A 26177-nucleotide genomic window follows, 5' to 3' on the forward strand; every position below is an offset into this window, starting at 1 on the left:
CAGGAAGCGATATCGTGTCCAATGCTGATTTGTTTGCCCGCAAAAATGCTGCCACCCCGCGCGGTGTGGGCGTTATGGCGCAGTTCTTTGTGGAACGCGCGCTGAACTCCGAGTTGTGGGATGTGGAAGGCAATCGCTTTATCGACTTTGCCGGTGGCATTGCCGTGCTTAACACCGGCCACTGTCACCCCAAAGTGACCGCCGCGGTGCGCGCACAACTGGATGCCTTTACCCACAGCTGTTATCAAGTGGTGCCATACGAATCCTACGTAAAACTGGCCGAACGCCTGAACGCGTTGACGCCCGGTGATTACGCCAAGAAAACCGCATTCTTTTCTACCGGTGCCGAAGCCGTGGAAAACGCCATCAAGATCGCCCGCGCCGCCACCGGCCGCCCTGGCGTGATCGCCTTCAACGGCGGTTTTCATGGCCGCACCATGATGGGCATGGCGCTGACCGGCAAAGTGGTTCCCTACAAGGTGGGCTTTGGCCCGTTCCCATCAGAAATCCACCATGCGCCGTTCCCGTGTGAGCTGCACGGCATTACCACCGCCATGTCGCTCAAGGCGCTGAACGACCTGTTCAAAGCCGATATTGATCCGAAGCGCGTGGCAGCGATCATTCTGGAACCAGTGCAAGGCGAGGGCGGTTTCTACGTGGCTCCGGCGGATTTCATGCAGGCATTGCGCAAGTTGTGCGATCAACACGGCATCTTGCTGATTGCCGACGAAATCCAGACCGGCTTTGCCCGCACCGGCAAGCTGTTTGCCATGAACCACTACGACGTGGTGCCAGATTTGATGACTATGGCCAAATCGCTGGCTGGTGGTTATCCGCTCTCCGCCGTGACCGGTCGCGCCGAAATCATGGACGCGCCGAACCCGGGCGGTTTGGGTGGTACCTACGCCGGTAACCCGCTGGCGATTGCCGCTGCGCACGCCGTGCTGGATGTGATTGGAAGCGAGAAATTGGCGGAACGTGCCAACCAACTCGGTGACAAACTCAAAGCAACCCTGAATGAGTTGCGCGGTGTGGTACCCCAAATTGCCGATATTCGCGGCCCGGGCGCAATGGTTGCCGCCGAGTTTATCGACCCGAATACCGGTGAGCCGGATGCCGACTTTGCCAAACGCGTGCAGACGCTGGCGCTGGCGGACGGGCTGATCTTGTTGTCTTGCGGGGTGTACTCCAACGTATTGCGATTCTTGTTCCCGCTGACGATTGAAAATGCGGTGTTTGAGGAAGGGCTGGCGAAATTGGGGAAGGCCTTGCAGGCGGCTTGAAGAAGGATGTTGCTTGCTGTGGTTTTGTAGCCCGGAAGGAGCCGGAGGCGGGAATCCGGGGTAGCAATGTTTCAACGAAGTGCTGGGGTTTGAATGCCTGCTTTGGTTAGTGCCTTCGGCACGGGTTTTAAAGGCGTTTGATACCCGGTGGTGACCGGGAGCACGTTACTTTCTTTTGCGTCGCCAAAAGAAAGTAACCAAAGAAAAGGCGACCCTGCTGCCGCAAGGGGGCCCAAGGTCAAAAGCCGAAGCAAACCGTCTGTTTGCCAGGAGGTCTGCGCAGGGCCTGCGTTCCCTCGGTAGCCCTGGTTTGCAGAGTTGTGGGCTGGTGACTACAGCAACGTAGCCCGGATGAAACGAAGTGGGAATCCGGGGTGGCAACATATGAACAGAACGCGGGCGCTGGATTTTGCTGATATCGCCCCCGGATTGCTGCGCGAATCCGGGCTACAACAAACAAATCCAGGCCAGAGCAAAGCAACGTAGCCCGGATGAAACGAAGTGGGCATCCGGGGTGGCAACATATGCACAGAACGCGGGCGCTGGATTTTGCCGATACCGCCCCCGGATTGCTGCGTGAATCCGGGTTGTAGCGGGCAAATCCAGACCATGGCAAAGAATGAACACGGAGAACACCGCAATGAACCTCAAAGACCCATCCCTGTTACGCCAACAGTGTTACATCGACGGCCAATGGCAAGACGCGGATAACAAAGAAACCATCCCGGTTAACAACCCGGCCACGGGCGAGATCATTGCCACCATTCCAAAAATGGGCGCAGCCGAAACCCGTCGGGCGATTGAGGCTGCCAATGCGGCGTGGCCTGCCTGGCGCAAAAAAACCGCCAAAGAGCGCTCGGTCATCCTGCGCCGCTGGAACGACTTGATGCTGGCCAATGTCGACGATCTGGCCACTATCCTCACCGCAGAACAAGGCAAACCGCTGGCTGAGGCCAAGGGTGAAATCGCCTATGCCGCGAGTTATCTGGAATGGTTTGCCGAAGAAGCACGGCGTATTGATGGCGAGATCATTCCGGCACCGGCCAATGACCGCCGCTTTCTGGTCATCAAACAACCGGTGGGCGTAACTGCGGCGATTACGCCGTGGAACTTCCCGTCCGCCATGATCACCCGCAAGGTTGGCCCGGCGCTGGCGGCAGGGTGTCCGATGGTGCTCAAGCCGGCTACCCAGACGCCGTTGTCCGCTTTGGCGTTGGCGGTGCTGGCAGAACGTGCGGGCGTACCGGCGGGGATTTTCAGTGTGGTCACGGGATCGGCCAATGCCATTGGTGGTGAACTGACCGCCAGCCCGATCGTACGCAAACTGTCGTTTACCGGCTCGACCGAAATTGGCCGCATGCTGATTGCCCAATCGGCCGATACCGTCAAAAAATTGTCGATGGAACTGGGCGGCAACGCGCCGTTTATTGTGTTTGACGACGCCGATCTGGATGCTGCGGTCGAAGGTGCCATTGCTTCCAAATATCGCAATGCGGGTCAGACTTGCGTTTGCGCCAACCGCTTGCTGGTGCAGGCCGGGGTTTACGACGCGTTTGCCGAAAAACTCGCCGCCGCAGTGAGCAAACTCAAGGTCGGCAATGGCTTTGAAGCGGGCGTCACCCAGGGACCGCTAATTGATGGCAAAGCCGTGGCCAAGGTCGAAGAACACATCGCCGATGCGGTGAGCCACGGCGCCAAAGTATTGTTGGGTGGCAAGCGCCACGCGCTCGGTCAGTCGTTCTTTGAGCCGACTATTTTGACCGGCGTAACCACCAGCATGAAGGTCGCCAAAGAAGAAACTTTTGGCCCGATGGCGCCGTTGTTCAAGTTTGAAACCGAAGAAGAAGCCATATCCATGGCTAACGATACCGAGTTCGGTTTGGCCAGTTATTTCTATTCTCGCGACATTGGTCGCATTTTCCGCGTCGGTGAAGCACTGGAATACGGCATGGTGGGGATTAACGCCGGAATTATTTCATCTGAAGTGGCACCGTTTGGTGGCGTGAAACAGTCTGGTCTGGGCCGCGAAGGCTCGCATCATGGCATCGATGATTATCTGGAATTGAAGTACCTATGCCTGGCCGGCCTGTAAGCTAACTAGCCGATAGCAAAGACAAAAAGAGCGGCGCGTCCGCTCTTTTTGCGTATTTGCAAGACACCCATCGCGCGATCAAGCCGTCAGGCGTTTACAGGTTGTTTGCATGATTGTGGTGCAATTATTGAAACGGCATGCACCAGAAAGTGCTTAATTAATCAGGTATATAGCGGTTTCACCTGACATCCCGGGGCTAGCGTTCAGTGGCATGCTTCTTGCCATACATTGCTGTATGAGTTTGCTCGGTGAGGTCGCCTTTGGTCCGGTTTTGTCCGACAAAATCTGCCAGTGGCACAGAGTACTCACTTGTGCATGCCGGACTGGTTTTGTGGCGGCAGGTCGCATAAGGTTAGAACACAGAATCATTAAAAGCCGGATCGCCTTACGGTGATCAAGCAAGAGGGCTTCTACTGGCCGCCTCAGCGCACCGACTGCTCTGGTAGATCAACAGCCCCGCAATCTCAACCGCACAAGCACGATCTTGTTATTCAAACGTGCCAGTAGAAAACGCAGCAAACCCGCCAAGGGGAACCTCTGAACAAGCCCTTTGGGAGTAGCGTTTAGGCCAAATCGGGATGATCTGTTGACCCGCAGTGGTGTCCCAAGGCCGGGGCCTTTGGATACCACTGCGGGGCGGCAGGCGCCCGATTTCGCCTAAACCCTTCGGGACGGTGCTTTGCGGGCGGCTCGCTGTGTTGCAGCCCTTGAACAGGCAATAAGCCTGTCCTGCGGGCTGACGTCGTGCGATCCATCCCGCAAAGCGTCGTCGCTGCCCCAAAGGTCTTGTTCAGAGGTTCCTCAGTGTTGTTGCACGGACGAGAGCAAAGTAAAGAGTAATTCACAGGAAATACAACATGAAACGCTCGGGCTCATGTGTACAGGCATCCGCCACGCTGGTGCCGTCGACGCTACAAACCATTTCAACCATTGCGCGGCTCACTGGGCGGCGCGATATTCCGCCAGACCGTGTTCTGGCCGGCTGCGGGGTCAGCGCTGCTGACCTGCAAGACACCACCATGATGGTGACCCACGCGCAGGAATTGATTGTTTCGGCCAACGCCCGTGCGCTTACCGGTGACGAATCGCTCGGCTTGCAAATTGGCAACGCCTTGCGGGTATCCAGTTTTGGTCTGCTGGGTTACGCCATGCTGGTCAGCCCAACGCTGGCCGATGCGCTGCAATGCATTTTTGATTTCCCGCTGCTGTTTGGCTCGTATTTCGACGTGACCTTGCGGGTAGATGGCTATGCCGCCGCGCTGGGCGTCGAGGGTTACCGTTATCGGCCAGATCTGGAAGTCTGGAACACCGACATGTGCCTGGCCGCATTGTGGGCCGTGGTCTGTGATGTGATGGCCGACAAGATCAGTCCGGATTGCGTGGCTTTGAGTCATGGCAAACCGGAACATGCGTCGGCTTATCGCCAGGTGTTCGGCTGTTCGACCTATTTTGACCGGCAAGAAAGCGCGGTGTTTTTCCCCTCCGAATTGCTAAGCAGCCCGTTGCCGCTGGCTGATCCGTTCAGTTATGAGGTGATGCGTCAGCAATGTGCGCAATTGCAACGGACCTGGCAAAACAACGGCAACCTGGATGTGATTGCCAAGGCGCTGCGGCTGATGTCGGCTGACCCGCTCAAGTACAACCAGCTCAACAATGTGGCGAGCGAGTTGTTTATGTCGGAGCGCACTTTGCGCCGGCGGCTGGATGAGCGCGGTGTGAAATTCCAGACCTTGCTGGATCAAGTCTTGCGCGACAAAGCGCTGGAATATCTATCCCGTACTGCCATGCCGGTGGCCGATATTGCCGAGAAGCTGGGCTATAGCGAAACCGCCAGCTTTCGTCATGCTTTCCGCCGCTGGACTGGCCAATGCCCCAGTGAGTACCGCGCCACCCCGGTGGAAAAAACGGCCAGAGCACACCGTGCAAGTTGGCCGGAATTATCCCCCGGCTGACCGGTTTTTCTCTCTTACTCCCCTCATACACCCAGGCAGAATGGGTTCATCGAAATGTGAATACGCACAACGATTAACGGCAAACAAATTGACCGTTATCAATGCGAATCACTCTCGGTGGCCTGTTCTGGTTGTGGTCTGCGCCTGAAGTAAACGCTCAACCGCAAGGATCAACCGGACTGGATAAGGGCTCACTGGCGTCATGGCAATACGCGAGGCGCAGTGTCCCAGACATCACTAGAACATATGAAGATTGCAGGCGTTTGACAGTAACCGGCCAGCAGGTCGGCAAACTACAGATGTTCAGCAATACTCAAATTGATTGTGTTGATGGTGAAAGTGCAGGACTGGAACAAAGGTGGGCTTCGCCCGCCGCCAGCAAACGCGCAAGCAGCCGCAATGGCGTGGCTGCCCGCCGGAACAGACATGGTGATCCCATGAGTAAACCGAACCAGGCATCAAGTAACAAACCGGTTGTAGGCGTTATCGCCGACCTCAAAATGCTCGGCCACCACCCGTTTCACTGTGCTGGCAACAAGTATGTTGTTGCCGCTGTGGATGGTGCCGATACCTTCGCAATTTTGCTGCCCGCCATGGCTGGCCAGCAATCCATCGAACAAACGCTCGATCTGGTGGATGGTCTGATGTTCACCGGCAGCCCCTCCAATGTGGAGCCCCGTCATTACGGCGGCCCCTCCAGTGCCCAGGGCACTTTGCATGATCCCGCCCGTGATGCCACCAGCCTGCCGCTGATTCGCGCTGCCATTGCAGCGGGCGTGCCGGTGTTTGGCATCTGTCGCGGCTTTCAGGAAATCAACGTTGCGCTCGGCGGCACGCTGCATCAGAAGGTGCACGAGGTGCCCGGCATGTTGCTGCACCGCGAACGTGAAGAAGACCCGCTGGAAATCCAGTATGGCCCGGCGCATCAAATTGCAGTGGTGCCAGGCGGCAAGCTGGAAAGCTGGTACGGCAAGCCAGAGGCCACCGTTAATTCATTACACAACCAGGGCGTAGAAACACTGGCGCCCGGTGCACGGGTAGAAGCAGTTGCGCCCGATGGCCTGGTTGAAGCATTCAGCGTGAAAGATGCAAGCAGTTTTGCATTTGCAGTGCAGTGGCACCCGGAATGGCAATTTGCCGATAACCCGCTTTCAGTTGCTTTATTTGCGGCGTTTGGCGCGGCCTGCCGGGATCAACAAGCAAGAAAACAAGGGGGACAAACGCGGGGGTAGGCCGCGACTGACAACAGAGCCGGGAAGATCAGATTGTGGCAACCGCCACAGTCAAAAGAGTCGATTTCCGTGGTTTAGAGTCGCACACAAAACCGTTCTGACTGCGTTATCAGGCCTTGCCGTACTACTTGTACTGTCTGCGGCCAGATGCCTTGCCAGAACAATTTTGTGAGCGACTCTCAAGATCGTTAGCAGCGCTGTAGAAACGGCATGTTAACGGTTTCAGGCAATAGGCTGATCAACGAATCAGCGGTGCTTAACTACCGAAATGGGCCCTGCAAACGGGACTGAACCAGATGGACAAGATCGCAGAGTTTTTGAAAGAACATCGCATTACCGAAGTTGAATGTGTAGTGCCGGACATGACCGGCATTGCTCGCGGCAAGATCATTCCGCGTAGCAAGTTTGAATCTGGCGAAAACATGCGCCTGCCTGCTGCCGTGTTGTTCCAGACAGTGAACGGCGAATATCCGGATGATGAAACCATCTCCGGCGTGACCGACCCGGACATGATCTGCGTCCCTGATCCTGATGCCATCCGCCTGGTGCCTTGGGCCGTTGACCCAACCTGCCAGGTGATTCACGACTGCGTGCACTTTGATGGCTCGCCCGTCGAATACTCACCGCGTTACGTGCTCAAGCGCGTGCTCAATCTGTACAAAGAACGCGGCTGGAAGCCAGTCGTGGCGCCAGAGCTTGAGTTCTATCTGGTTGACGTAAACAAGAACCCGGATATTCCGCTGCAGCCGCCCGTTGGCCGCTCTGGCCGCGCCGAAGTAGGTCACCAGGCTTACTCGATCGAAGCGGTGAACGAGTTCGATCCGCTGTTTGAAGATATCTACGATTACTGCGAAGCGCAGGATCTGGAAGTCGATACGCTGATCCACGAAGTGGGCGCGGCGCAGATGGAAATCAACTTCCTGCATGGTGATCCGCTCGATCTGGCTGACCGCGTGTTCCTGTTCAAGCGCACGGTGCGTGAAGTGGCATTGCGCCACAACATGTACGCCACTTTCATGGCCAAGCCGATGGAAAACGAACCCGGTTCGGCCATGCACATCCACCAAAGCATTGTGGATGCCAAAACTGGCGAAAACCTGTTCAGTACCGCCGATGGCAAAGAATCCGAGTTGTTCTATCACTACATCGCCGGTCTGCAAGCGTATGTGCCCGCACTGATGCCCATCTTTGCGCCATTCGTGAACAGCTATCGTCGCCTGTCACGCTTTACCGCTGCGCCGATCAACATCCAGTGGGGTTACGACAACCGCACCGTGGGTCTGCGGGTGCCGATGTCTGGCCCGGTGGCCAAGCGCGTTGAGAACCGCATCGCCGGTGTCGACAGCAACCCATATCTGGCTATCGCGGCCACGCTGGCTGCCGGTTATCTGGGCATGGTGCAAAAGCTCAATCCAACCGAGCCGGTCGCCACTGACGCCTACAACATGCCGTACGAACTGCCACGCAATCTGGAGTCTGCCATTGCGCTGATGCGCAGTAGCACGGCGATTCCGGAAGTGCTGGGGCCCGCGTTCGTTCAGGCGTACACCAGCGTGAAAGAAACCGAATATGAAGCGTTTTTCCGCGTGATCAGCTCGTGGGAGCGTCGGCACTTGCTGCTGTACGTTTAAGGTTTGCACGCGAGGCGTGCGAACGCGTTCAGTGGCGGTGCGCATTCATGCGCACCCTACTGATGCCGGTGGATTATTTCGCGAATCCACCCTACGAAACCATCCGGAAAACGACGTGAAATACAGGATGCAAGAATCATGATGACTCAGACCCTGACTCAACGGACTACCCAGGAATGGCAACAACTGGATGCCGCCCACCACATTCATCCGTTTTCGGACATGGGCTCGCTCAACCGCGCCGGTAGCCGGGTGATTACCCACGCCAAGGGCGTGTATCTGTGGGATTCCGAAGGCAACAAAATCCTCGATGGCATGGCCGGGCTGTGGTGTGTGAATGTCGGGTATGGCCGCGAAGAACTGGCCGATGCCGCTCGCAACCAAATGCTGGAACTGCCGTACTACAACACCTTTTTCAAAACCACCCATCCACCAGTGATTGAACTGTCGCGCCAACTGGCTGAACTCACACCGGATGGTTTCAATCACTTTTTCTACTGTAATTCGGGTTCGGAAGGTAACGACACCGTACTGCGCCTGGTGCATCAGTACTGGGCCGCGCAAAGCAAGCCAGAACGCAAGATCGTGATCAGCCGTATCAATGGTTATCACGGTTCCACCATTGCCGGTGCTTCGCTTGGTGGCATGGGTTACATGCATGAACAGATGCCGTCCAAGGTCGGCAACATCGTGCATATCCACCAGCCGTACTGGTACGGCGAAGCCGCCGAAGGCGTTACCGCACAGGCGTTTGGACTGGCGCGCGCTGCCGAACTGGAAGCCAGGATTCTTGAGGTCGGTGCTGAAAACGTCGCCGCCTTTATTGGCGAACCGTTCCAGGGCGCGGGCGGGGTGATCTTTCCGCCAGACAACTACTGGCCAGAAATCCAGCGCATCTGCGACAAGTACGACATCTTGCTGGTGGCGGACGAAGTCATTGGCGGCTTTGGTCGCACCGGCGAATGGTTTGCGCACCAGCACTTTGGTTTCAAGCCAGACATCATGACCCTGGCCAAGGGTTTGACCAGCGGTTACATCCCGATGGGCGCGGTGGCGATTCATGACCGCGTGGCTAATCCGATCATCGCGGCGGGCGATTTCAATCACGGCATGACTTATTCCGGTCACCCAGTAGCGGCGGCAGTGGCGCTGGCCAATATCGCCATTCTGCGTGATGGCGGCGTGGTGAATCAGGTCAAGACAGAAACCGGTCCGTATTTCCAGAAATCGCTGCGTGAAGCACTGACCAACAGCCCGATCGTAGGCGAAATCCACGGCGCGGGTCTGGTGGCCGGCATGCAGCTTTGTGAACAGAAATCATCACGTAAACGTTTTGAGAATGGTGGCGATGTGGGCTTGATCTGCCGTGATCATTGTTTTTCCAACAACCTGATCATGCGCGCCACTGGTGACCGGATGTTGCTGTCGCCACCGCTGGTGATCAGCCGCTCGGAAATTGACGAACTGGTCGAGAAAGCCGCGCGCTGTATTGATCTGACGGCCAAAGACCTTGGGTATTGAAACGCGTAGGGTTTGCAGGCAGCGCCTGCGAACGTGGTCAGTAAACGTGCGCATGAATGCACACCCTACGAATCTACAAATCTACGAATCTACGGATTTACAGATTAAGCAGTGTTTTGAAGCGTAGCACCCGCAGGCGGCGCCAGATCGCTGCGGCAGTAACACCAAAGACCAATAAAAACCGACCGACACGGCCGGGCGACTCGACAGATTAGTAGTTTTGTTTCAGGCACTGCACGCAGTAATCAAGCTGTTTGTCGTAGCGACCCGGCCCGCTCTTAACGCCGGACTATTCGAGCGTCATTTTGATTGGAGAGAGATAAGATGAAGTGCAAGATTTTGAGCAGTCTGGCCCTGGCCAGTATCTGTGCAGCGGCGGCGGGTTCGGCGTTTGCGGCAGATACCGAGTTGAATGTGTACAACTGGTCCGATTACATCGCCAAAGATACGATTCCCAACTTCACCAAGGAAACCGGCATCAAGGTGAAATACGACGTCTACGACAGTGACGACACCTTGCAAGCCAAATTGCTGACCGGCAAAGCGGGTTACGACATCGTTGTGCCAACCAGCAACTTTGCTGCCAAGCAGATTCAGGCCGGCATTTACATGAAGCTGGATAAATCCAAGCTGCCAAATCTGAAAAACCTGGACCCAACCCTGATGGCGCAAGTGGCCGGTGCCGATCCTGGTAACCAGTACCTGATTCCCTGGGCCTACGGTACCGATGGTCTGGGTTACAACGTGACCAAAGTCAAAGCCATCCTCGGTAAAGATGTTGATCTGGCCAACTGGGACATCCTGATGAAGCCGGAGAACCTCTCCAAGCTCAAGGGTTGCGGTGTTTCGATGCTGGATCAGGCTAACGATGTGTTTGCCATGGCCCTGCACTATGTCGGCAAAGATCCTAACAGTACCAATCCTGCCGATTACCAACTGGCGTATGACGCCCTCAAGAAAATCCGCCCGTACATTGGTCAGTTCAACTCTTCGGGTTACATCAATGACCTGGCAGGCGGCGATATCTGTATCGCATTTGGCTGGTCGGGCGACGTAACCATTGCCAAGCAACGCGCCAAGGAAGCGGGCAAGGCCTATGAAATCCAGTATTTCATTCCTAAGGGTGGCGCTCCAGTGTGGTTTGACACCATGGCGATTCCGAAAGATGCCCCGCATCCAGAAGCTGCGCTGAAATGGATCAACTACATCGAAACCCCGCAAGTTCACGCCGAAATTACCAACCAGGTGTTCTATCCGAACGCCAACGCCGAAGCCCGCAAGTTCGTGAAGCCTGAAGTGGCCAATGATCCGGTGGTTTACCCACCGCCAGAAGTCGCCAAGACCCTGTTCTTGCTCAAGCCGCTGCCATCAGAAATTCTGCGGCTGGAAAACCGGTTGTGGGCGCAATACAAGTCGGGCCGCTGATTCCAGCCGTGTCTGATTAGTTAACCAACACAGTTAAACAACGCATTGCCAATGACGCAGGTTGGGCCGATTCAGGCTCCGCTCGGCCCCTCCTGCGTCTTGAAGTTGTCAACAAAAGCGCCCTGATTCCTGGCTTTTGCGTCGTAGGGTGCGCATTCATGCGCACCGCCAGCAATGTTCGCGTTCGCATGCCAAGGCCTGCAAACCCTACGTTCTGGTGCCTTGTATATGAGGCTGGACAAGTATTCAGAACGATTTTGTTAGCGACTCTCAACCATCCTCTTCGCAACAGGTAACCAGAATCATGAATGCCCACGAGAGTGCACAAAGCAAACCAGCCACGACGGACGAGAACTTTGTCCGCGTGATTGATGTGGTCAAGAAGTTTGATGAATCCACCGCCGTTGACGGCGTGAATCTGTCGGTCGCCAAGAATGAATTGTTTGCCCTGCTGGGTAGCTCGGGCTGTGGCAAGTCCACGCTGCTGCGCATGCTGGCGGGTTTTGAAACCGTCACTTCCGGCAAGATTTTGATTGATGGCGAAGACATGTCCAAGCTGCCGCCGTACAAGCGGCCGGTGAACATGATGTTCCAGTCTTACGCGCTGTTTCCGCACATGACGGTGGAAAGCAATATCGCGTTTGGCCTGAAGCAAGAAGGTGTAGGCAAAGGCGAGATCGCTGAACGCGTGGCCGACGTGCTGAATCTGGTGCAGATGACCAAGTATGCCAAGCGCAAGCCGTTCCAGTTGTCGGGCGGTCAGCAACAACGCGCTGCGCTGGCTCGTAGCCTGGTCAAACGCCCGAAGGTGTTGCTGCTGGATGAACCGATGTCGGCGCTGGACAAGCAAATCCGCCAGCGCACGCAGATCGAGCTGGTCAACATTCTCTACAAGGTCGGCGTGACCTGCATCATGGTGACGCACGATCAGGAAGAGGCCATGACCATGGCCGACCGCCTGGCGGTGATGTCGGAAGGGCGCATCGTGCAGCTGGGCGCACCGAATGAAGTTTACGAATATCCCAACAGCAAGTTCGCCGCGTCTTTCATCGGTTCCACCAACCTGTTTGAGGGCGTGATCGTTGAAGACCAGCCGGACCACATCTACGTGGAAAGCGCCGACATGAAACAACGGCTGTTTATCAGCCACGGTGTGACTGGTCCGCTGGGCATGCCGGTGACGATTTCGGTCCGTCCGGAGCGTGTCTTGTTGTCTCGCGCCAAACCTGCACAAGAGGCGAATGCCTCCGTCGGCAAGGTGGTGAACATCGGCTATATGGGCAGCTATACGCTGTACCACATCAAACTCGAAAGCGGCAAAACGGTGATGGCCAACGTCTCTACGCTGGATTTCGACAATATGGAACCGCCTGCGTACGAAGAAGAAGTCTACGTGTCCTGGGGCCCAACGGCCGGTGTCGTGCTGACCAAATGAGAATGACATCATGACACTCAAAGCCAAACTCAAACGCTGGCTGCCTTCCGGGCAAAGGCTGGTGATCGCTGCGCCCTATATCTGGCTGGCGATGTTCTTCCTGGTGCCGTTTTTGCTGGTGGTGAAGATCAGCTTTGCTGATCAGGTACTGGGTGTGCCGCCGTACACCGAACTGGCCGTCATCAAAGACAACATGGTGCAGATGGCGCTGCAACTGGGCCACTACAAGTTCTTGCTGACCGACAGCTTGTACTTCGCCACGTATCTGAGCTCACTGAAGATGGCGGCGATTTCCACCTTCTTCTGTCTGATCATCGGCTACCCCATCGCCTATTACATTGCGCGCTCCAATCCGGCCACGCGCAACGTGCTGATGATGGCGGTGATGCTGCCGTTCTGGACTTCTTTCCTGATCCGCGTTTATGCCTGGATCGGCATCTTGAAGAACAACGGTCTGCTGAACCAGTTTCTGATGTGGGCACACCTGGTACGTGATCCGGTCGAGCTGTATCACACCAACACCGCGGTCTACATCGGCATGGTTTATTCCTACCTGCCATTCCTGGTCATGCCGCTGTACGCCCACCTGGTGAAGATGGACCTGCGCTTGCTGGAAGCCGCCTACGACCTGGGCGCCAAACCCTGGAAAGTGTTTGTGCAGATCACTTTGCCGCTGTCCAAAAACGGGATTATCGCCGGATGTTTGCTGGTGTTCATTCCGGCGGTGGGTGAGTACGTGATTCCGGAACTACTGGGTGGTTCAGACACCTTGATGATCGGCCGCGTGATGTGGGACGAATTCTTTAATAACGCGGACTGGCCAATGGCTTCTGCAGTGACGTGCGCCATGGTGGTGTTGCTGCTGGTACCAATGGCGGTGTTCCAGCACTACCAAGCCAAAGAGCTGGAGGAGATCTGACATGATCAAACCCAATAAAAACCTGCAGGTTACGGTGCTGTCGCTGGGATTCTTCTTTCTCTACGCACCAATTCTCAGCCTGATTATTTACTCGTTCAACGATTCGCAACTGGTGACGGTCTGGTCGAAATTCTCGTTCCGCTGGTATGGCGAACTCTTGCATGACGACGAGCTCATCAACGCCGCATGGCTGTCGCTGAAAATTGGTTTGATGACAGCGTTTGCTTCGGTGCTCATCGGTACCTGGGCGGGGTTTGTGCTGGCCCGCATGGGGCGGTTCCGCGGTTTTGCGCTGTACACCGCCATGATCAACGCGCCGCTGGTGATTCCGGAAGTGATCCAGGGTATCTCGCTGCTGCTGCTGTTTGTGGAAATGGCCAAGTACATTGGCTGGCCCGCAGAACGTGGCGTGCTGACGATCTGGATCGGTCACGTGATGCTGTGTATTTCGTACGTCGCCATCATCGTGCAATCGCGGATTCGTGAGCTGGATACCTCGCTGGAAGACGCAGCGATGGACCTTGGCGCGACACCGTTCAAAGTGTTCTTTGTGATTACGCTGCCCCTGATTTCGCAAGCGCTGATTTCGGGCTGGCTGCTGTCTTTCACGCTGTCGATTGATGATCTGGTGCTGTCCGCGTTCTTGTCCGGTCCTGGTTCAACCACGCTGCCGCTGGTGGTGTTCAGCCGGGTGCGGTTGGGTTTGAACCCTGAAATGAACGCGCTGGCGACGATCTTTATCACGCTGGTCACGATTGGCGTGCTGACGGCGAACCACTTCATGCAAAAGGCAGAGCGCAAACGCATGGCGCTGGCCGCGTAAACGGGCAACAAGCGGATGACTGACCATCAGTCGGGGTGGCCATCCGCAATAACAACGACAACGACCTGCAAACAAACAGTTTTGAAAGTGCATTGCGTATTAACAGCAGTAGATGTTCAAGCAAGAAACAATGTTGTTTCGGGGTGCAGATTCAATCACTTGGGATGAGGAAAATGCGCAAGAAAATCTTATGTACTTTGCTGGCCGGTCTGACCGTGTCCGGCGCGGCGCTGGCAGCGCCAAAACAAAGCGAGCTCGATGAGCTCAAGGCCGAGCTGCAGCAATTGCAGGCCGAAGTCAAACAGCTCAAAGCCCAGCAAACGACGACGCAGGCACAGGTTCAGCAACAACAGGCCGCTGTGCCTGCTGCTGCGGCTTCGACTACGCCGGCGATGACGCAGGACGATGTTGACGGCATGAAGCAATCCATCGCTTCGCTGCAACTGAAGACTGACAGCATCGATAAAACCGTGAACGAAGGCGGCATTGCCGGTCTGTCGGTCACTGGTTATCTCGATCCGGTTTACGTCTACAACTTCGGGCAAAAGTCGGGTGGCTTCCAGTTTGTAAACCACAACGGTACCTATAACTACGACGGCAGTACCTTCGGCGATGTCTATCTGGATATCAAGAAGACCTTCGGTGCCGGTGCGCTGGCGCCGAGTGCGGAAATCAGCATCATGCCTAACCGGGGTAACGGGGCGACATTGCTGGCGACCGATGATGGTTCAAACAGCTTCATGAACATCATCAACACCGCTGTCATCAACATGCCGATCGACATGAGCACCACGTTTGTCGCCGGTTTGATGTCCAGCTTTGGCGGCTATGAGTACCAGCTGTCGACGCTGATGCCGACACTGACTCACAACCTGCTGTATGACTTCTCTGATCCGGGTAGCTACGTTGGCGCAGGCATCAATTACTCCACCGGCAACTGGTCGTGGAAGTTCATGCTGGCCAACGAGCAATATCGCACCAAGGGCGCTACTACCCAGGTCGATACCAATGCGACTACCGGTCAGGCCAAGTTTGAAACCAACAACACACCGACGTTCACGACTCGCCTGGACTACACCTGGTCGAGCTCGATAGATCTTGGCTGGTCCGGCAACATTGGCCGTCAATCGCTGGCAACAGCGAGCACGTGTGCGTCTGGTTTCGGCTATCAATGCGGCTCGAACGATCCGTACAGCAATTACTACTTCACCGAAGCTGATCTGACCTATACCTGGGCAGATACCACAATCAATGCCGAAGTCGACCTTGGCAAGCAGCAGAACGCAGCCTTCAATGGCGGCAATGCGCAATGGTGGGGCGTTTCTGTGTTGGGTCTGCAGAAGTGGCATGCTGAGTCTGGCCAGTTTGGCACCGCAGCCCGGATTGACTACATGAACGACCAGAAGAACGGCGGCGGTGGTGGTGGTGTAGTGCTGAGTGATTCCGGTATTGATGGGCACAACGGCTTTGGTATCAGCCAGAACTGCCTGGCCAATTCGACCTCGGCTGGTGCTGATTGCAAAGGCGCAAACCGCGCCGACATCGCGCTGGACTTCATCTGGTACGTAACCGATCAGGCCACACTGAAGATCGAATACCGCCACGATTGGTCCTCTGAAGACACCTTCATCAAGAGCGATGGCACTTACGCCAAGAGCAACGATATGTTGGGTACGCAGTTCATCTATGCCTTCTAAGAGCCGGTTCACCATCTTTTCACGACAGCGTTCGGGGTAGTACCGGATGCGATGCAAGGCGCGAAGCACGCCGCAGTACAAGTACTGGCAGTGCTTCGCAACACAGCAGCGCGCCGGTAATGCCCCGAACCCGAAGGGCTGGGCCAATAAAGGGTCATCCACTGTGTTATGTGATTGGCTAATAACCAGTTATTAGCTGCATCCCATGTCTTGTGGCTAACCCTTTATTGGCACAGCGCTGACGAGTAAAGATGATGAACAGGCTCTAAGACATAGCCTGAAAGGGGGCGACACTGGCTAGTCTGGTGTCGCCACCCACCCGCAGAACAACAATCAAAAATACGGATTGCGTCCCAGACGGCGGAACAGGCCGGGGCTTTTTGCGCCCCTGGCGAGCCAGAATCAGGATGTAGTCAGAAGCTGTTTATGGGTACGCCAGCCATTGCGAACGCATAAACAACTTCTCGGCACTTTGCCCAGACAACGAAAGCTAGCGGGATATCGCACCATGAGCATGAATATCGCCAACGCTGAACACATTGATTCGTACTACGCCGCCACGGCCAACGATCACACGCGTTATCCGCGCCTGACTGGCCGCCTGGATGCCGACGTCGTGGTCGTCGGTGGTGGGCTGACCGGCATCAGCGCCGCGCTCAATCTGGCTGAACGCGGGTTCTCGGTGGTGGTGCTGGAAGCAGGCCGCATCGGCTGGGCCGCCAGCGGGCGCAACGGCGGGCAGATGATTGCCGGTTTTGCCTGCGGCATGGATACCTTCGCCGCTGACTTGCCCGCAGATGACGTCAAACGCGTGTGGGATATGGGCATCGAATCGATCAACATCATTCGCGAGCGCGTGGCCAAACACAATATCAAATGTGATCTGGCCGACGGTTACCTCACCGCTGCCAACAAACCCAAGCATGTGACTGAACTGAAAGCCTGGCGCGACGAAGCCGCGAGTCGTTTCGGCTTTCATGATTTTGAATACGTTGAACCGCGAGACATGCACCGGTTTATTGCGTCAGACCGCTACCTGGGCGGCCTGAACGACAAAATCAGCGGGCATTTGCATCCACTCAATTACAACCTTGGCCTGGCGCGAGCCGCCGTGACCGCCGGTGTGCGCATCTTTGAAAGCAACTGCGCCACCAGCTTGCAACAAGGCCAGAGCAATATCGTCAAAACCGAACAGGGCGAAGTGCACGCCAAATTCGTGGTGCTGGCCTGCAACGCGTTTATCCACACGCTCTCCCCGGCACTGGATCGCAAGATCATGCCGGTGGGCACTTATGTGATTACCACTGAGCCTATCGAACAAGAGCGTTTTGCCAAACTGATGCCCGCCAACGCGGCCATTTGCGACAGCCGCTTTGCCCTGGATTATTTCCGCCCGACCGCAGACCGGCGCATTTTGTGGGGTGGCAAGGTCAGCTATTCCAAACTGGCGCCGCCCAACCTGGCGCAAGCCATGCGTGCCGACATGCTCAAGACCTTCCCGCAACTGGCAGACGTCAAGGTCAGCCATGCATGGGGCGGTTTTGTGGATATCACCATGACCCGCGCACCGCATTTCGGGCGCTTGTCCAATACCGTTTATTTCGCCCAGGGTTTCTCGGGGCACGGCGTCAACGTGACGGGTCTGGCTGGCAAGTTAATGGCTGAAGCCATCGCCGGCCAAGCCGAACGTTTCGACATCTTCACCCGCTTGAAGCACCGCGATTTTCCGGGTGGTTCGCTATTGCGCATGCCGTCACTGGTGCTGGCAATGGCCTGGTTCAGATTGAAAGATCTTGTGTGACAGGGCTGGTGTGAGGTGGGTTTCATACAACCCAATCCGCAGCATCACTTTTCCCGATCGCACCTAACACTTCACGTTTCACAAGGAACTACATCATGACTCTGCAAAAAGACCTCGCGTACTGGCAACAGAAAGCGGCCAGTCTGACCATTGAAGGTCGCGCGTTTATTGATGGCGAACTGTCCGATGCCGCTAGCGGTAAAACATTCGACTGCGTCAGCCCCATCGACGGCAAGGTGCTGACTCAGGTGGCATATTGCGGTGAAGCGGACGTTGAGCGCGCCGTGTCTGCCGCGCGTCGCAGCTTTGAAGCAGGCGTCTGGTCCGGGCTCAATCCGCGCCAACGCAAAGAGATTTTGCTGCGCTGGTCCGCGCTGATTACCGAACACATGGAAGAAATCGCACTGCTGGAAACGCTGGATGCGGGCAAGCCGATTGGCGATACCACTACCGTGGACGTACCTGGCGCGGCATATTGCGTGCAGTGGTTTGCCGAAGCCATCGACAAGGTCGGCGGCGAAATCGCTCCGGTCGACCATCACCTGGTCGGCATGGTCACGCGTGAAGCGATTGGCGTGGTCGCGGCGGTGGTGCCCTGGAACTTCCCGATCCTGATGGCCGCCTGGAAGTTTGGCCCGGCGCTGGCTGCCGGTAATAGCGTGATCCTCAAACCATCGGAAAAATCTCCGCTATCGGCCATTCGCGTGGCGCAACTGGCGTTTGAAGCGGGTATTCCGGCGGGCGTATTCAACGTGCTGCCAGGTTTTGGTGATGCCGGTAAACAACTGGCGTTGCATATGGATGTGGATTGCCTGGCATTCACCGGTTCTACTTACGTCGGCAAGCAGTTGATGCAGCACAGCGGCCAATCCAACCTCAAGCGCGTGTGGCTGGAACTGGGTGGCAAGTCCGCCAATATCATCATGCCCGACTGCCCGGACATGGACCGCGCCGCACGCTCTGCCGCTGGTGGCATCTTCTACAACATGGGCGAAATGTGTACCGCTGGCTCGCGCCTGTTGGTGCATCGCTCAATCAAAGACGACTTCATCAAACGCGTGACTGCCGAGGCTGCGGCCTACAAGCCGGGCAACCCGCTTGATCCCAAAACCAGCATGGGCGCGATTGTCGACAACATCCAGCTGGACCGGGTGATGTCATACATCGAAACCGGCAAAGGCGAAGCGCGCCTGGTAACGGGCGGCAACCGGGTACTCAAGGAAACTGGCGGTTATTACATCGAACCGACGGTGTTTGAAGTGGACAGCCAGGAAGCCCGCATCGCCGCTGAAGAAATCTTTGGGCCGGTGCTGTCGGTGATTACCTTCGACACCCTGGATGAGGCGATTGCTTTGGCGAATGCCAGCGAATACGGCCTTGCTGCGGCGTTGTGGACGTCTGATTTGACGACTGCCCACGAAGGCGCCCGCCGTCTGCGCGCGGGGACGGTGTGGGTGAATTGCTATGACGAAGGCGGGGATATGAATTTCCCGTTTGGCGGCTACAAGCAATCGGGGAATGGGCGCGATAAGTCGCTGCATGCGTTGGAGAAATATACGGAGTTGATGTCGACGTTGGTGAGGTTGCGGTAAGCGGGCTGGTAGGGCGGGTGTAACCCGCCGCAATAATCTGTGTAGCCCGGATGAAGCGGAGCGGGAATCCGGGGTGGCAATGCTTCAATGGACTGGTGCGCTTGAATGGCTGTTTGGGTAGTGCCTTTGGCACGTTTGTAAAAGGCGTTTGATACCCCGGGTGCCGGGGAGCACGTTACCTTTCTTTGCGTCGCCAAAGAAAGGTAACCCAAAGTCCCACAGAGCGGGATAGCAAAAGGCGACCCCGCTGCCGCAAGGGGGCCCGAAGTCAAAAGCCGTGCCCCTCGGGGGTACCCCCACAACGATGCTGAATGTTCGGGATGCAAGTTGCTGTGGGGAAACGAACCGTCTGTTTGCCTGAGGTCTTTATGCGCATCCTGCGTCCCCTCGGTCGGCGTGGCTAAGCAAGGATGGTGAATCTGGAATTAACCGCGATACCAGTTCCCCTCTTTTCCAAAGAGAGGTTAGGGGGGGATTGGTTTTTGGGTGGATTTGGCCGCGGTGGTGAATGCCACATTGCAGCCATCTCCCCCTGCCCCTCTTCCAGAAGAGGGGAGCTAAAAGCAACAGCAACAGCAACAGCAACAGCAACAGTTCCGTAGCCCGGATGAAACGAAGTGAGAATCCGGGGCTGCAATGTATCAATGAACAACGGCGGCTGGCTTCTCGCCGTCCTGGCATCCCAGTTTGCATGCTTGAGCCGGGTATTTATAACGTTTGATTTTGTCACAGTACATAGTCAACAGAGGGTGTGTTTCTAAATCCCCTAACGCCACTGCCGAAGGAGTGTCGGGAGACCCGAGGCTCCCGACCGACTGATGGAACCCCGGAGGGGCATCAGCGTGGGGTTGCCTTCTTTTTGGTTATTTATCCCGGTTTACCGGGACACCTTCTTGGTGAAGCAAGTTGCACGATAAGGCTGTACGGCCACACTAACGTGTCCCCGGCCACCGCCGGGTATGTAAACAAACCGTGCCGAGGGCACTCAAACTCTTGGCAGAAAAACCAGCTTCAAAAGAAACGAAACCCACAGAGCAAACCCATAAATTTGCCACCCCATAACCAGCACCACCCCGGAGCAACAGAAATGAAATCCACCCCGGTCAAAACATGCTCGCCGGGCCGTATCGAAGAAGTCTGGCGCCGCGAGGTGGCGCGCTTCAACGAGCTGCATCCGGAATCGCTACGTCAGCATCGGCTGGCGGGGCAGCATTTTTTGTTTGGCGTGCCACTGCACTGGATGCAAGACTGGCCGAGCCCGTCGCCCTTGTTTTTGCGAGAGGCGCAAGGCTCGCGCATTACCTGTGTGGATGGTCTGGAATACGACGACTTCTGCCTGGGCGATACCGGGGCGATGTTCGGGCATACCCCTGCACCGTTGGCGAACATGCTGGCTGGCACCAGTAAAACCGGCCTGACTGCCATGCTACCATCGGTATCGACCGCCAGCGTGGGCGAGCGGCTGGCGTGCATGTTTGGTTTGCCATTCTGGCAACTGGCCACCACCGCCAGCGATGCCAATCGCTTTGTCATCCGCTGGGCACGGGCCATGACCGGGCGCAGCAAGATACTGGTGTTTGATGGTTGTTATCACGGTACTGTGGACGATACGCTGGTCGATCTGGTCGATGGCAAAACTACGGCGCGCGCCAGTTTGCTGGGGCAGGTATATGACCTCACCCAGCATTCGGTGAGCGTGCCGTTCAATGATATCGCGGCGGTAAAAGCGGTTTTGGCAACGGGCGAGATTGCCTGCGTGCTGACCGAACCGGCATTGACCAATTGCGGCATGGTGTTGCCGCAGCCGGGTTTTCTGGAAGCGCTGTCCGCCGCGTGCAAAGAGCACGGCACGCTGCTGGCACTGGACGAAACCCACACGCTATCGACCGCGTGGGGCGGTTACGCCAAAGCCTATGGTCTGAGCCCGGATTTTCTGATTGTCGGCAAAGCCATCGCTGGCGGCGTGCCATGCGCGGTTTATGGTTTTACCGGCGCGGCCGCCCAACGTATGCGCGATGCCAAGCAAGCTGCGGCGCCGGGACATTCCGGCATCGGCACCACGTTGGCGGGCAGCCAACTGGCCATGCAGGCGCTGGCGGCGAGTCTGGAGCAGATCATCACCCCGGTGGCCTATGAACAGGCCATTGGTGTTGCCAACGGTTTGGCGCAAGGTCTGGAAGAACTGATTCACGGCCATGGTCTGCCGTGGAGTGTGACTCGACTGGGCGCGCGGCTGGAGTTGCAGTTCTGTGCCACCGCGCCAACAACGGCGGCGCAAGCGGCGGCGGCAGAGAACGATGCGCTCACGGCGGTGCTGCATCTGGGCTTGCTGAACCGGGGTACACTGCTGACCCCGTTTCACAACATGATGCTGGCCGGTCCGGCCACCGGCCACGGACAAGTGGCGCGGCTGCTGGCGAATCTGGCCGAAATGCTCACCGAACTTGGAGCCTGAAATGACTACCGCGCCCACTCACTCCAACCGACTACCTGCACTGGTGATCCAGTTTGCAGGTGACGATCAGCCCGCGTATCTGGGCGCCTGGCTGGACCGCATCGGGCAGCCTTGGCAACTGGCGGATACGGACAACGGCTTTGTGTTGCCCGCCACACTGGATGGTTTTGGTGGCGTGGCTTTGCTGGGTGGCGTAATGGGCGCCAATGACGACCTGCCCGCGTTGCGCCAGGCCGAAGCGCTGGTGCGCGATGCGTATGCAAAGGGGATCCCGGTAATCGGCCACTGTCTGGGCGGCCAGCTTATGGCGCGCGCGCTGGGTGCAACGGTCAGTCAGGGTAAAACGCCCGAAATCGGCTGGACTCCGGTGGTAATGAATGAAATGCCGCTGGCGCAATACTGGTTTGGCGATGTGACCGAGGCGCACGTCATGCAGTGGCATTACGACACTTTTGCCATTCCGGAGATCGCGACTCGGCTGGCCGCGAGTGCGGGCTGCGCCAATCAGGTGTTTGCGCTGGGTGAGTTGCACCTGGCCATGCAGTTTCACGTTGAGGTCGATCCCGCCAAGATTGCGGCCTGGCTGCAAGCCAGTGCGGCCGAAGTAATCGCTGAAGCAGGGCAACCCTTTGTGCAAAACGTGGGGCAGATTCACGCGTCCACACGGCATTGCATAGAAGCGAGCCAGCGCCTGGCCGACCATATTTATCAACGCTGGCACAGTCGATTTGTGCTGGCCTGAGCGACGTCTCTATCGCCAAACGCTTTCATGAGCGCCTCGCCGATGCGGGCGCATCAAACCCACTGAATATCCGGTCATTACGAGAACGATCATGTCTGACTACGGCTTTGCTTATCTTTCTTCTTCCACTTTTCTGGGCGTACCGCCGCTGCGCGATGCGCCTGAGCGGCCGCTAGGCATCGCCGGTGTCGCCTACGACGGCGCAGTGACCAATCGCCCCGGCGCACGCTTTGGGCCAGAAGCTATCCGCCGCGCCAGCCTGATGCTGTGCGATGGCATTCACCCGCACTTCAATGTGTCGCCGGTGGATTTGCTGGCCGATGCAGGCGATCTGCGTACGCCCAATACGTCCATTGAGACCATGCGCGCCGCGCTGGAGCCGCAAGTCGAGGCACTGATCGCCCAGCGCCGCATGTGCTGGATTGGGGGTGATCATTCGATCACGCTGCCTATCCTGCGTGCCTATCGCAAACACTATGGCCGCCCGCTGGCGCTGCTGCACTTTGATGCGCATTGCGATACCTGGACTGATCACTTTGGTGAGCCTTCCGGCCACGGCACCTGGGTGTACGAAGCGATCACCGAAGGGCTGGTTGACCCCAAAGCCACTGTGCAGATTGGTATTCGCTCGGCTGGCGTGCGCGAAGCGCGTGAGTATGTGGATGACATGGGCGGCAAGGTCTGGACAGCCCGTATGTTGCGCGGTCTGGAAAAACCGTCCGATCTGCAACCGGTGCTGACCGATATCCGCCAGCGCATCATGGCGCAGGGCAATCTGCCGCTGTATCTGAGCTGTGATATCGATTGTCTTGATCCGGCGTTTGCACCGGGCACCGGCACGCCAGAACCGGGCGGCTTGAGTTCCAACCAGGTGTTGACCATCCTCGAAGAACTGGCCGATCTGCCGTGGGCGGGCATGGACTGTGTGGAAGTCGCCCCGGCGTATGACCACGCTGAACTCACCACCAACATGGCTTCCAATATTGTCTGGACCTGGTTGTGCGGGCAGGCCGCGCGGATCAATCAGGTTTGAGGTGCGGCTGGTAGTCATAACACTGTAGCCCGGATGAGGCCCCGCCAGCGGGGCGGGAATGCGGGGAGCGCCACGGCAGGTTCACATCACTTTGGGCTCATGCATGCGTTGCCCCGGATTCCCACTTTTTTCATCCGGACTACAGGCTGCAAATGATTTTCGCAAAACTCGCATAACAAAAGGGCCGCCGCATGGATCAACGTGAAGCCGCAATGGTGCAAAATTCCTGGTACGAGGCCAGCGTCACGCGCGAGCCCGACGACCACGCGTTGCAAGGCAATATTGACGCCGATGTGTGCATTATTGGCGGCGGCTTCACGGGCCTTTCTACTGCCATTGCCCTGCGCCAGCGCGGTTTGTCAGCCGTAGTACTGGAGGCCGAGCGCGTGGGGTGGGGCGCTTCCGGGCGCAATGGCGGGCAGGTGCTGGTCGGCTTTGCCAAAGACGAACCGGTGATCAACCAGTTAGGTCCGGCTGACGCTCGCCGCGCCTGGGATATCTCGGTCGAAGGTGTGAAGTTGCTGCACCGGCGCGTTGAACAATACGGCATCGACTGTGATCTGGTGCGTGGTTATTTGCACGTGGCTACCTCGCCGCGTAAAGCTCGGGCGCTGGACGCTTGGGTCGAGCAACTGCGAGGTGAATTTGGCTACGAGGCGATCGACAGTATTGCGCCTGCTGCGGTGCCCAAATGGATTGCCAGCCCGCGCTATGTCGGCGCAGCCAATGACCGGCTTTCCGGGCATATTCACCCGCTCAAGTATTGCCTTGGGTTGGCCCGGGCAGCGCGTGCTGTGGGAGCGCGCATCTACGCTCACAGCAAGGTCATCAAGGTGGAGCGTGGCCCGCAGCCGGTTGTGCACACCAGCCAGGGTCAGGTGCGTTGCAAGTTTGTGGTCGCCGCTGGCAATGCGTGGCTGGGTGATCTGCTGCCCAAAGTCACCGCTCGCATCATGCCCGTGCGCTCATTCATCATTGCGACCGTGCCGATTGCGCCAGAACTGGCTGACAGCCTGATCCACAATCGCTGCGCGGTGTGCGATACCAATTTCATGATCGATTATTTCCGGCTTTCGGCGGACAACCGCATGTTGTTTGGCGGGCGTATCAGCAACGGCAAAGCCGACCCGATGGCGCTGATCCCGCAAATGCGCGAACGGCTGGCGGCGGTGTTCCCGCAACTGGCGCAAACCCGTGTCGAATATGCGTGGGGCGGTTTTGTGGATGTCAGCATGAATCGCGCGCCGGATTTTGGCCGGGTAGATGCCAACTTCTACTATCTGCAAGGCTTCTCCGGCCATGGCGTGGCATTGACCGGCATTGCCGGAGAGATGGTGGCGGATGCCATCGCTGGCCAGGCCGAGCGCTTTGATTTGTTTGCGCGACTAAAGCACCACGCTTATCCGGGTGGCCCGGCAATGCACGGTGCCTTGTTGCGCCTGGGCGTGTTGTATCACCAGATGAAAGAACTGGTTTGAATTGCCAGTTTGGGTGCCGGGCGAGGGTTGGCTGCCGCTGACCTCAACCCAGCCGCACATGCGCTGCCCGATGCAGACGATCTTGCACCGCCAGCCAGGCGGCAGTGTGCGGTGGCAGTTCCAGATAGATGTGTTGATAACCCTGGCGATCCAGCTGGCGTAAGGCATCGTAAATCTGCCGGGCATAGCCTTCCGGTTCAGCGGCCAGCGTCAGCACGTCAATGCCGCACACGCCATGATCACGCGGACCGCAAGTCACCAGCACGGCTCGCTCGCCGCGTTCAAAGGCCAGATAGGCTTCGTTATCTACTGCAGCAGCCGGGCCGGTAATCAGCGGGGTGCGGGGTGAGTAATGCGAATCCAGCAAACCCGAGACCCGCACTTTGGCGCTATCGGATTTCTGGTGATGTTCCAGCGTCAGCCCCAGCAGCGATTCAATCGACTCGCGCGGTACGCCGCCGGGGCGCAACAGTGTTGGGTGCTCGCTGACCAGGCCGACAATGGTTGATTCCACACCCACTTCGCACGGCCCACCATCCAGCACCAGCGGCAGGGCGTCGCCAAACTCATCGCGCACATGTTGGGCAGTAGTGGGGCTAACGTGACCAAAACGATTGGCCGAAGGTGCTGCCAGTCCGCCACCAAACTGCTTCAGCAACTCATGCGCCAGGGGATGCGACGGCGCGCGCAAACCAACGGTATCCTGGCCACCGGTGACGGCGTCGGGCACATGCGGCTGGCGTTGCAAAATCAGCGTGAGTGGGCCGGGCCAGAAGGCTTCAGCCAGTTTGAATGCGGCGTCCGGGATGTCTTGTGCCCAATCGCTCAGTTGCGCGGCACCGGCGATATGCACAATCACCGGGTGATCGGCGGGGCGGCCTTTCAATTCAAAAATGCTGCGCACGGCCTGCGGGTTGTCCGCATCTGCTGCCAGGCCGTAAACCGTCTCGGTAGGGATGCCAACCAGCCCGCCAGCCCGCAACTGGGCGATGGCGTTATCAATCAAGGTTTGCTGGGCGGCGGTAACGGACATGGCGAGGGGCGGCCTGGTTCAAAGAAGCCGCCC

At 57.4% G+C, this 26177-nt stretch carries 18 protein-coding genes; 17 read left to right on the top strand and 1 reads right to left on the bottom strand.

Going from position 1 to position 26177, the window contains the following annotated elements; translation table 11 throughout:
• The first annotated feature begins 14 nt into the window (after window positions 1–14).
• The 17 genes from P4L78_RS03525 to P4L78_RS03605 all read left to right on the top strand — a co-directional run bounded on the left by P4L78_RS03525 (window position 15) and on the right by P4L78_RS03605 (window position 25111).
• Window positions 15–1283, top strand: coding sequence for a 4-aminobutyrate--2-oxoglutarate transaminase (locus P4L78_RS03525; RefSeq protein ID WP_309326966.1), 1269 nt, complete (start codon window positions 15–17; stop codon window positions 1281–1283).
• Between the two features lie 640 nt (window positions 1284–1923).
• Window positions 1924–3375: an NADP-dependent succinate-semialdehyde dehydrogenase gene (gene gabD, locus P4L78_RS03530; RefSeq protein ID WP_309326967.1), complete on the top strand. Its 1452-nt coding sequence runs from the start codon at window positions 1924–1926 to the stop codon at window positions 3373–3375.
• Between the two features lie 857 nt (window positions 3376–4232).
• Window positions 4233–5327 (top strand): AraC family transcriptional regulator, encoded by a 1095-nt coding sequence (locus P4L78_RS03535; RefSeq protein ID WP_309326968.1) that lies wholly within the window; start codon window positions 4233–4235, stop codon window positions 5325–5327.
• A gap of 437 nt (window positions 5328–5764) precedes the next feature.
• Window positions 5765–6559: a gamma-glutamyl-gamma-aminobutyrate hydrolase family protein gene (locus P4L78_RS03540; protein WP_283148796.1), complete on the top strand. Its 795-nt coding sequence runs from the start codon at window positions 5765–5767 to the stop codon at window positions 6557–6559.
• Window positions 6560–6855: 296 nt separating this feature from the next.
• Window positions 6856–8190, top strand: a complete 1335-nt coding sequence (locus P4L78_RS03545) for a glutamine synthetase family protein (protein WP_309326969.1) — start codon at window positions 6856–6858, stop codon at window positions 8188–8190.
• A gap of 141 nt (window positions 8191–8331) precedes the next feature.
• Window positions 8332–9711 (top strand): aspartate aminotransferase family protein, encoded by a 1380-nt coding sequence (locus P4L78_RS03550; protein WP_283151452.1) that lies wholly within the window; start codon window positions 8332–8334, stop codon window positions 9709–9711.
• Between the two features lie 324 nt (window positions 9712–10035).
• Complete coding sequence (locus P4L78_RS03555; protein ID WP_283148798.1) at window positions 10036–11136, top strand: polyamine ABC transporter substrate-binding protein; 1101 nt, start codon at window positions 10036–10038, stop codon at window positions 11134–11136.
• A 304-nt stretch (window positions 11137–11440) separates the two neighbouring features.
• Window positions 11441–12571, top strand: coding sequence for an ABC transporter ATP-binding protein (locus P4L78_RS03560; protein ID WP_283148799.1), 1131 nt, complete (start codon window positions 11441–11443; stop codon window positions 12569–12571).
• 10 nt (window positions 12572–12581) lie between these two features.
• Window positions 12582–13490 carry an ABC transporter permease subunit gene (locus tag P4L78_RS03565; protein WP_283148800.1) on the top strand — a complete coding sequence of 303 codons (909 nt, stop codon included), beginning with the start codon at window positions 12582–12584 and terminating at the stop codon, window positions 13488–13490.
• A gap of 1 nt (window position 13491) precedes the next feature.
• Window positions 13492–14313 (top strand): ABC transporter permease subunit, encoded by an 822-nt coding sequence (locus P4L78_RS03570; protein WP_283148801.1) that lies wholly within the window; start codon window positions 13492–13494, stop codon window positions 14311–14313.
• 173 nt (window positions 14314–14486) lie between these two features.
• Window positions 14487–16010 carry a DUF3138 family protein gene (locus P4L78_RS03575; RefSeq protein WP_283148802.1) on the top strand — a complete coding sequence of 508 codons (1524 nt, stop codon included), beginning with the start codon at window positions 14487–14489 and terminating at the stop codon, window positions 16008–16010.
• Between the two features lie 508 nt (window positions 16011–16518).
• Complete coding sequence (locus tag P4L78_RS03580) at window positions 16519–17811, top strand: FAD-binding oxidoreductase (RefSeq protein WP_309326970.1); 1293 nt, start codon at window positions 16519–16521, stop codon at window positions 17809–17811.
• A 95-nt stretch (window positions 17812–17906) separates the two neighbouring features.
• Window positions 17907–19403 carry an aldehyde dehydrogenase gene (locus P4L78_RS03585; RefSeq protein ID WP_309326971.1) on the top strand — a complete coding sequence of 499 codons (1497 nt, stop codon included), beginning with the start codon at window positions 17907–17909 and terminating at the stop codon, window positions 19401–19403.
• 1087 nt (window positions 19404–20490) lie between these two features.
• Window positions 20491–21858: an aspartate aminotransferase family protein gene (locus P4L78_RS03590; protein ID WP_309326972.1), complete on the top strand. Its 1368-nt coding sequence runs from the start codon at window positions 20491–20493 to the stop codon at window positions 21856–21858.
• 1 nt (window position 21859) lies between these two features.
• Complete coding sequence (locus tag P4L78_RS03595; RefSeq protein WP_309326973.1) at window positions 21860–22600, top strand: type 1 glutamine amidotransferase; 741 nt, start codon at window positions 21860–21862, stop codon at window positions 22598–22600.
• A 91-nt stretch (window positions 22601–22691) separates the two neighbouring features.
• Window positions 22692–23633: an agmatinase gene (gene speB / locus P4L78_RS03600; RefSeq protein ID WP_283148807.1), complete on the top strand. Its 942-nt coding sequence runs from the start codon at window positions 22692–22694 to the stop codon at window positions 23631–23633.
• A 191-nt stretch (window positions 23634–23824) separates the two neighbouring features.
• Complete coding sequence (locus tag P4L78_RS03605; protein WP_309326974.1) at window positions 23825–25111, top strand: FAD-binding oxidoreductase; 1287 nt, start codon at window positions 23825–23827, stop codon at window positions 25109–25111.
• Window positions 25112–25154: 43 nt separating this feature from the next.
• On the opposite strand, the gene P4L78_RS03610 is transcribed toward P4L78_RS03605, so the two are convergent.
• On the bottom strand, window positions 25155–26144 hold the full coding sequence (locus tag P4L78_RS03610) for an L-threonylcarbamoyladenylate synthase (RefSeq protein ID WP_309326975.1): 990 nt from the start codon (window positions 26142–26144) through the stop codon (window positions 25155–25157).
• Between the last annotated feature and the right edge of the window lie 33 nt (window positions 26145–26177).

The organism is Silvimonas sp., assembly GCF_031291215.1.
Taxonomy (GTDB): domain Bacteria; phylum Pseudomonadota; class Gammaproteobacteria; order Burkholderiales; family Chitinibacteraceae; genus Silvimonas; species Silvimonas soli.

Coding starts and splice junctions, on each gene's coding strand:
- P4L78_RS03595 (WP_309326973.1), top strand. CDS start 21,860: ATGACTACCGCGCCCACTCACTCCAACCGACTACCTGCACTGGTGATC.
- gabD (WP_309326967.1), top strand. CDS start 1,924: ATGAACCTCAAAGACCCATCCCTGTTACGCCAACAGTGTTACATCGAC.
- P4L78_RS03575 (WP_283148802.1), top strand. CDS start 14,487: ATGCGCAAGAAAATCTTATGTACTTTGCTGGCCGGTCTGACCGTGTCC.
- P4L78_RS03545 (WP_309326969.1), top strand. CDS start 6,856: ATGGACAAGATCGCAGAGTTTTTGAAAGAACATCGCATTACCGAAGTT.
- P4L78_RS03550 (WP_283151452.1), top strand. CDS start 8,332: ATGACTCAGACCCTGACTCAACGGACTACCCAGGAATGGCAACAACTG.
- speB (WP_283148807.1), top strand. CDS start 22,692: ATGTCTGACTACGGCTTTGCTTATCTTTCTTCTTCCACTTTTCTGGGC.
- P4L78_RS03535 (WP_309326968.1), top strand. CDS start 4,233: ATGAAACGCTCGGGCTCATGTGTACAGGCATCCGCCACGCTGGTGCCG.
- P4L78_RS03560 (WP_283148799.1), top strand. CDS start 11,441: ATGAATGCCCACGAGAGTGCACAAAGCAAACCAGCCACGACGGACGAG.
- P4L78_RS03540 (WP_283148796.1), top strand. CDS start 5,765: ATGAGTAAACCGAACCAGGCATCAAGTAACAAACCGGTTGTAGGCGTT.
- P4L78_RS03565 (WP_283148800.1), top strand. CDS start 12,582: ATGACACTCAAAGCCAAACTCAAACGCTGGCTGCCTTCCGGGCAAAGG.
- P4L78_RS03570 (WP_283148801.1), top strand. CDS start 13,492: ATGATCAAACCCAATAAAAACCTGCAGGTTACGGTGCTGTCGCTGGGA.
- P4L78_RS03580 (WP_309326970.1), top strand. CDS start 16,519: ATGAGCATGAATATCGCCAACGCTGAACACATTGATTCGTACTACGCC.
- P4L78_RS03585 (WP_309326971.1), top strand. CDS start 17,907: ATGACTCTGCAAAAAGACCTCGCGTACTGGCAACAGAAAGCGGCCAGT.
- P4L78_RS03605 (WP_309326974.1), top strand. CDS start 23,825: ATGGATCAACGTGAAGCCGCAATGGTGCAAAATTCCTGGTACGAGGCC.
- P4L78_RS03610 (WP_309326975.1), bottom strand. CDS start 26,144: ATGTCCGTTACCGCCGCCCAGCAAACCTTGATTGATAACGCCATCGCC.
- P4L78_RS03590 (WP_309326972.1), top strand. CDS start 20,491: ATGAAATCCACCCCGGTCAAAACATGCTCGCCGGGCCGTATCGAAGAA.
- P4L78_RS03555 (WP_283148798.1), top strand. CDS start 10,036: ATGAAGTGCAAGATTTTGAGCAGTCTGGCCCTGGCCAGTATCTGTGCA.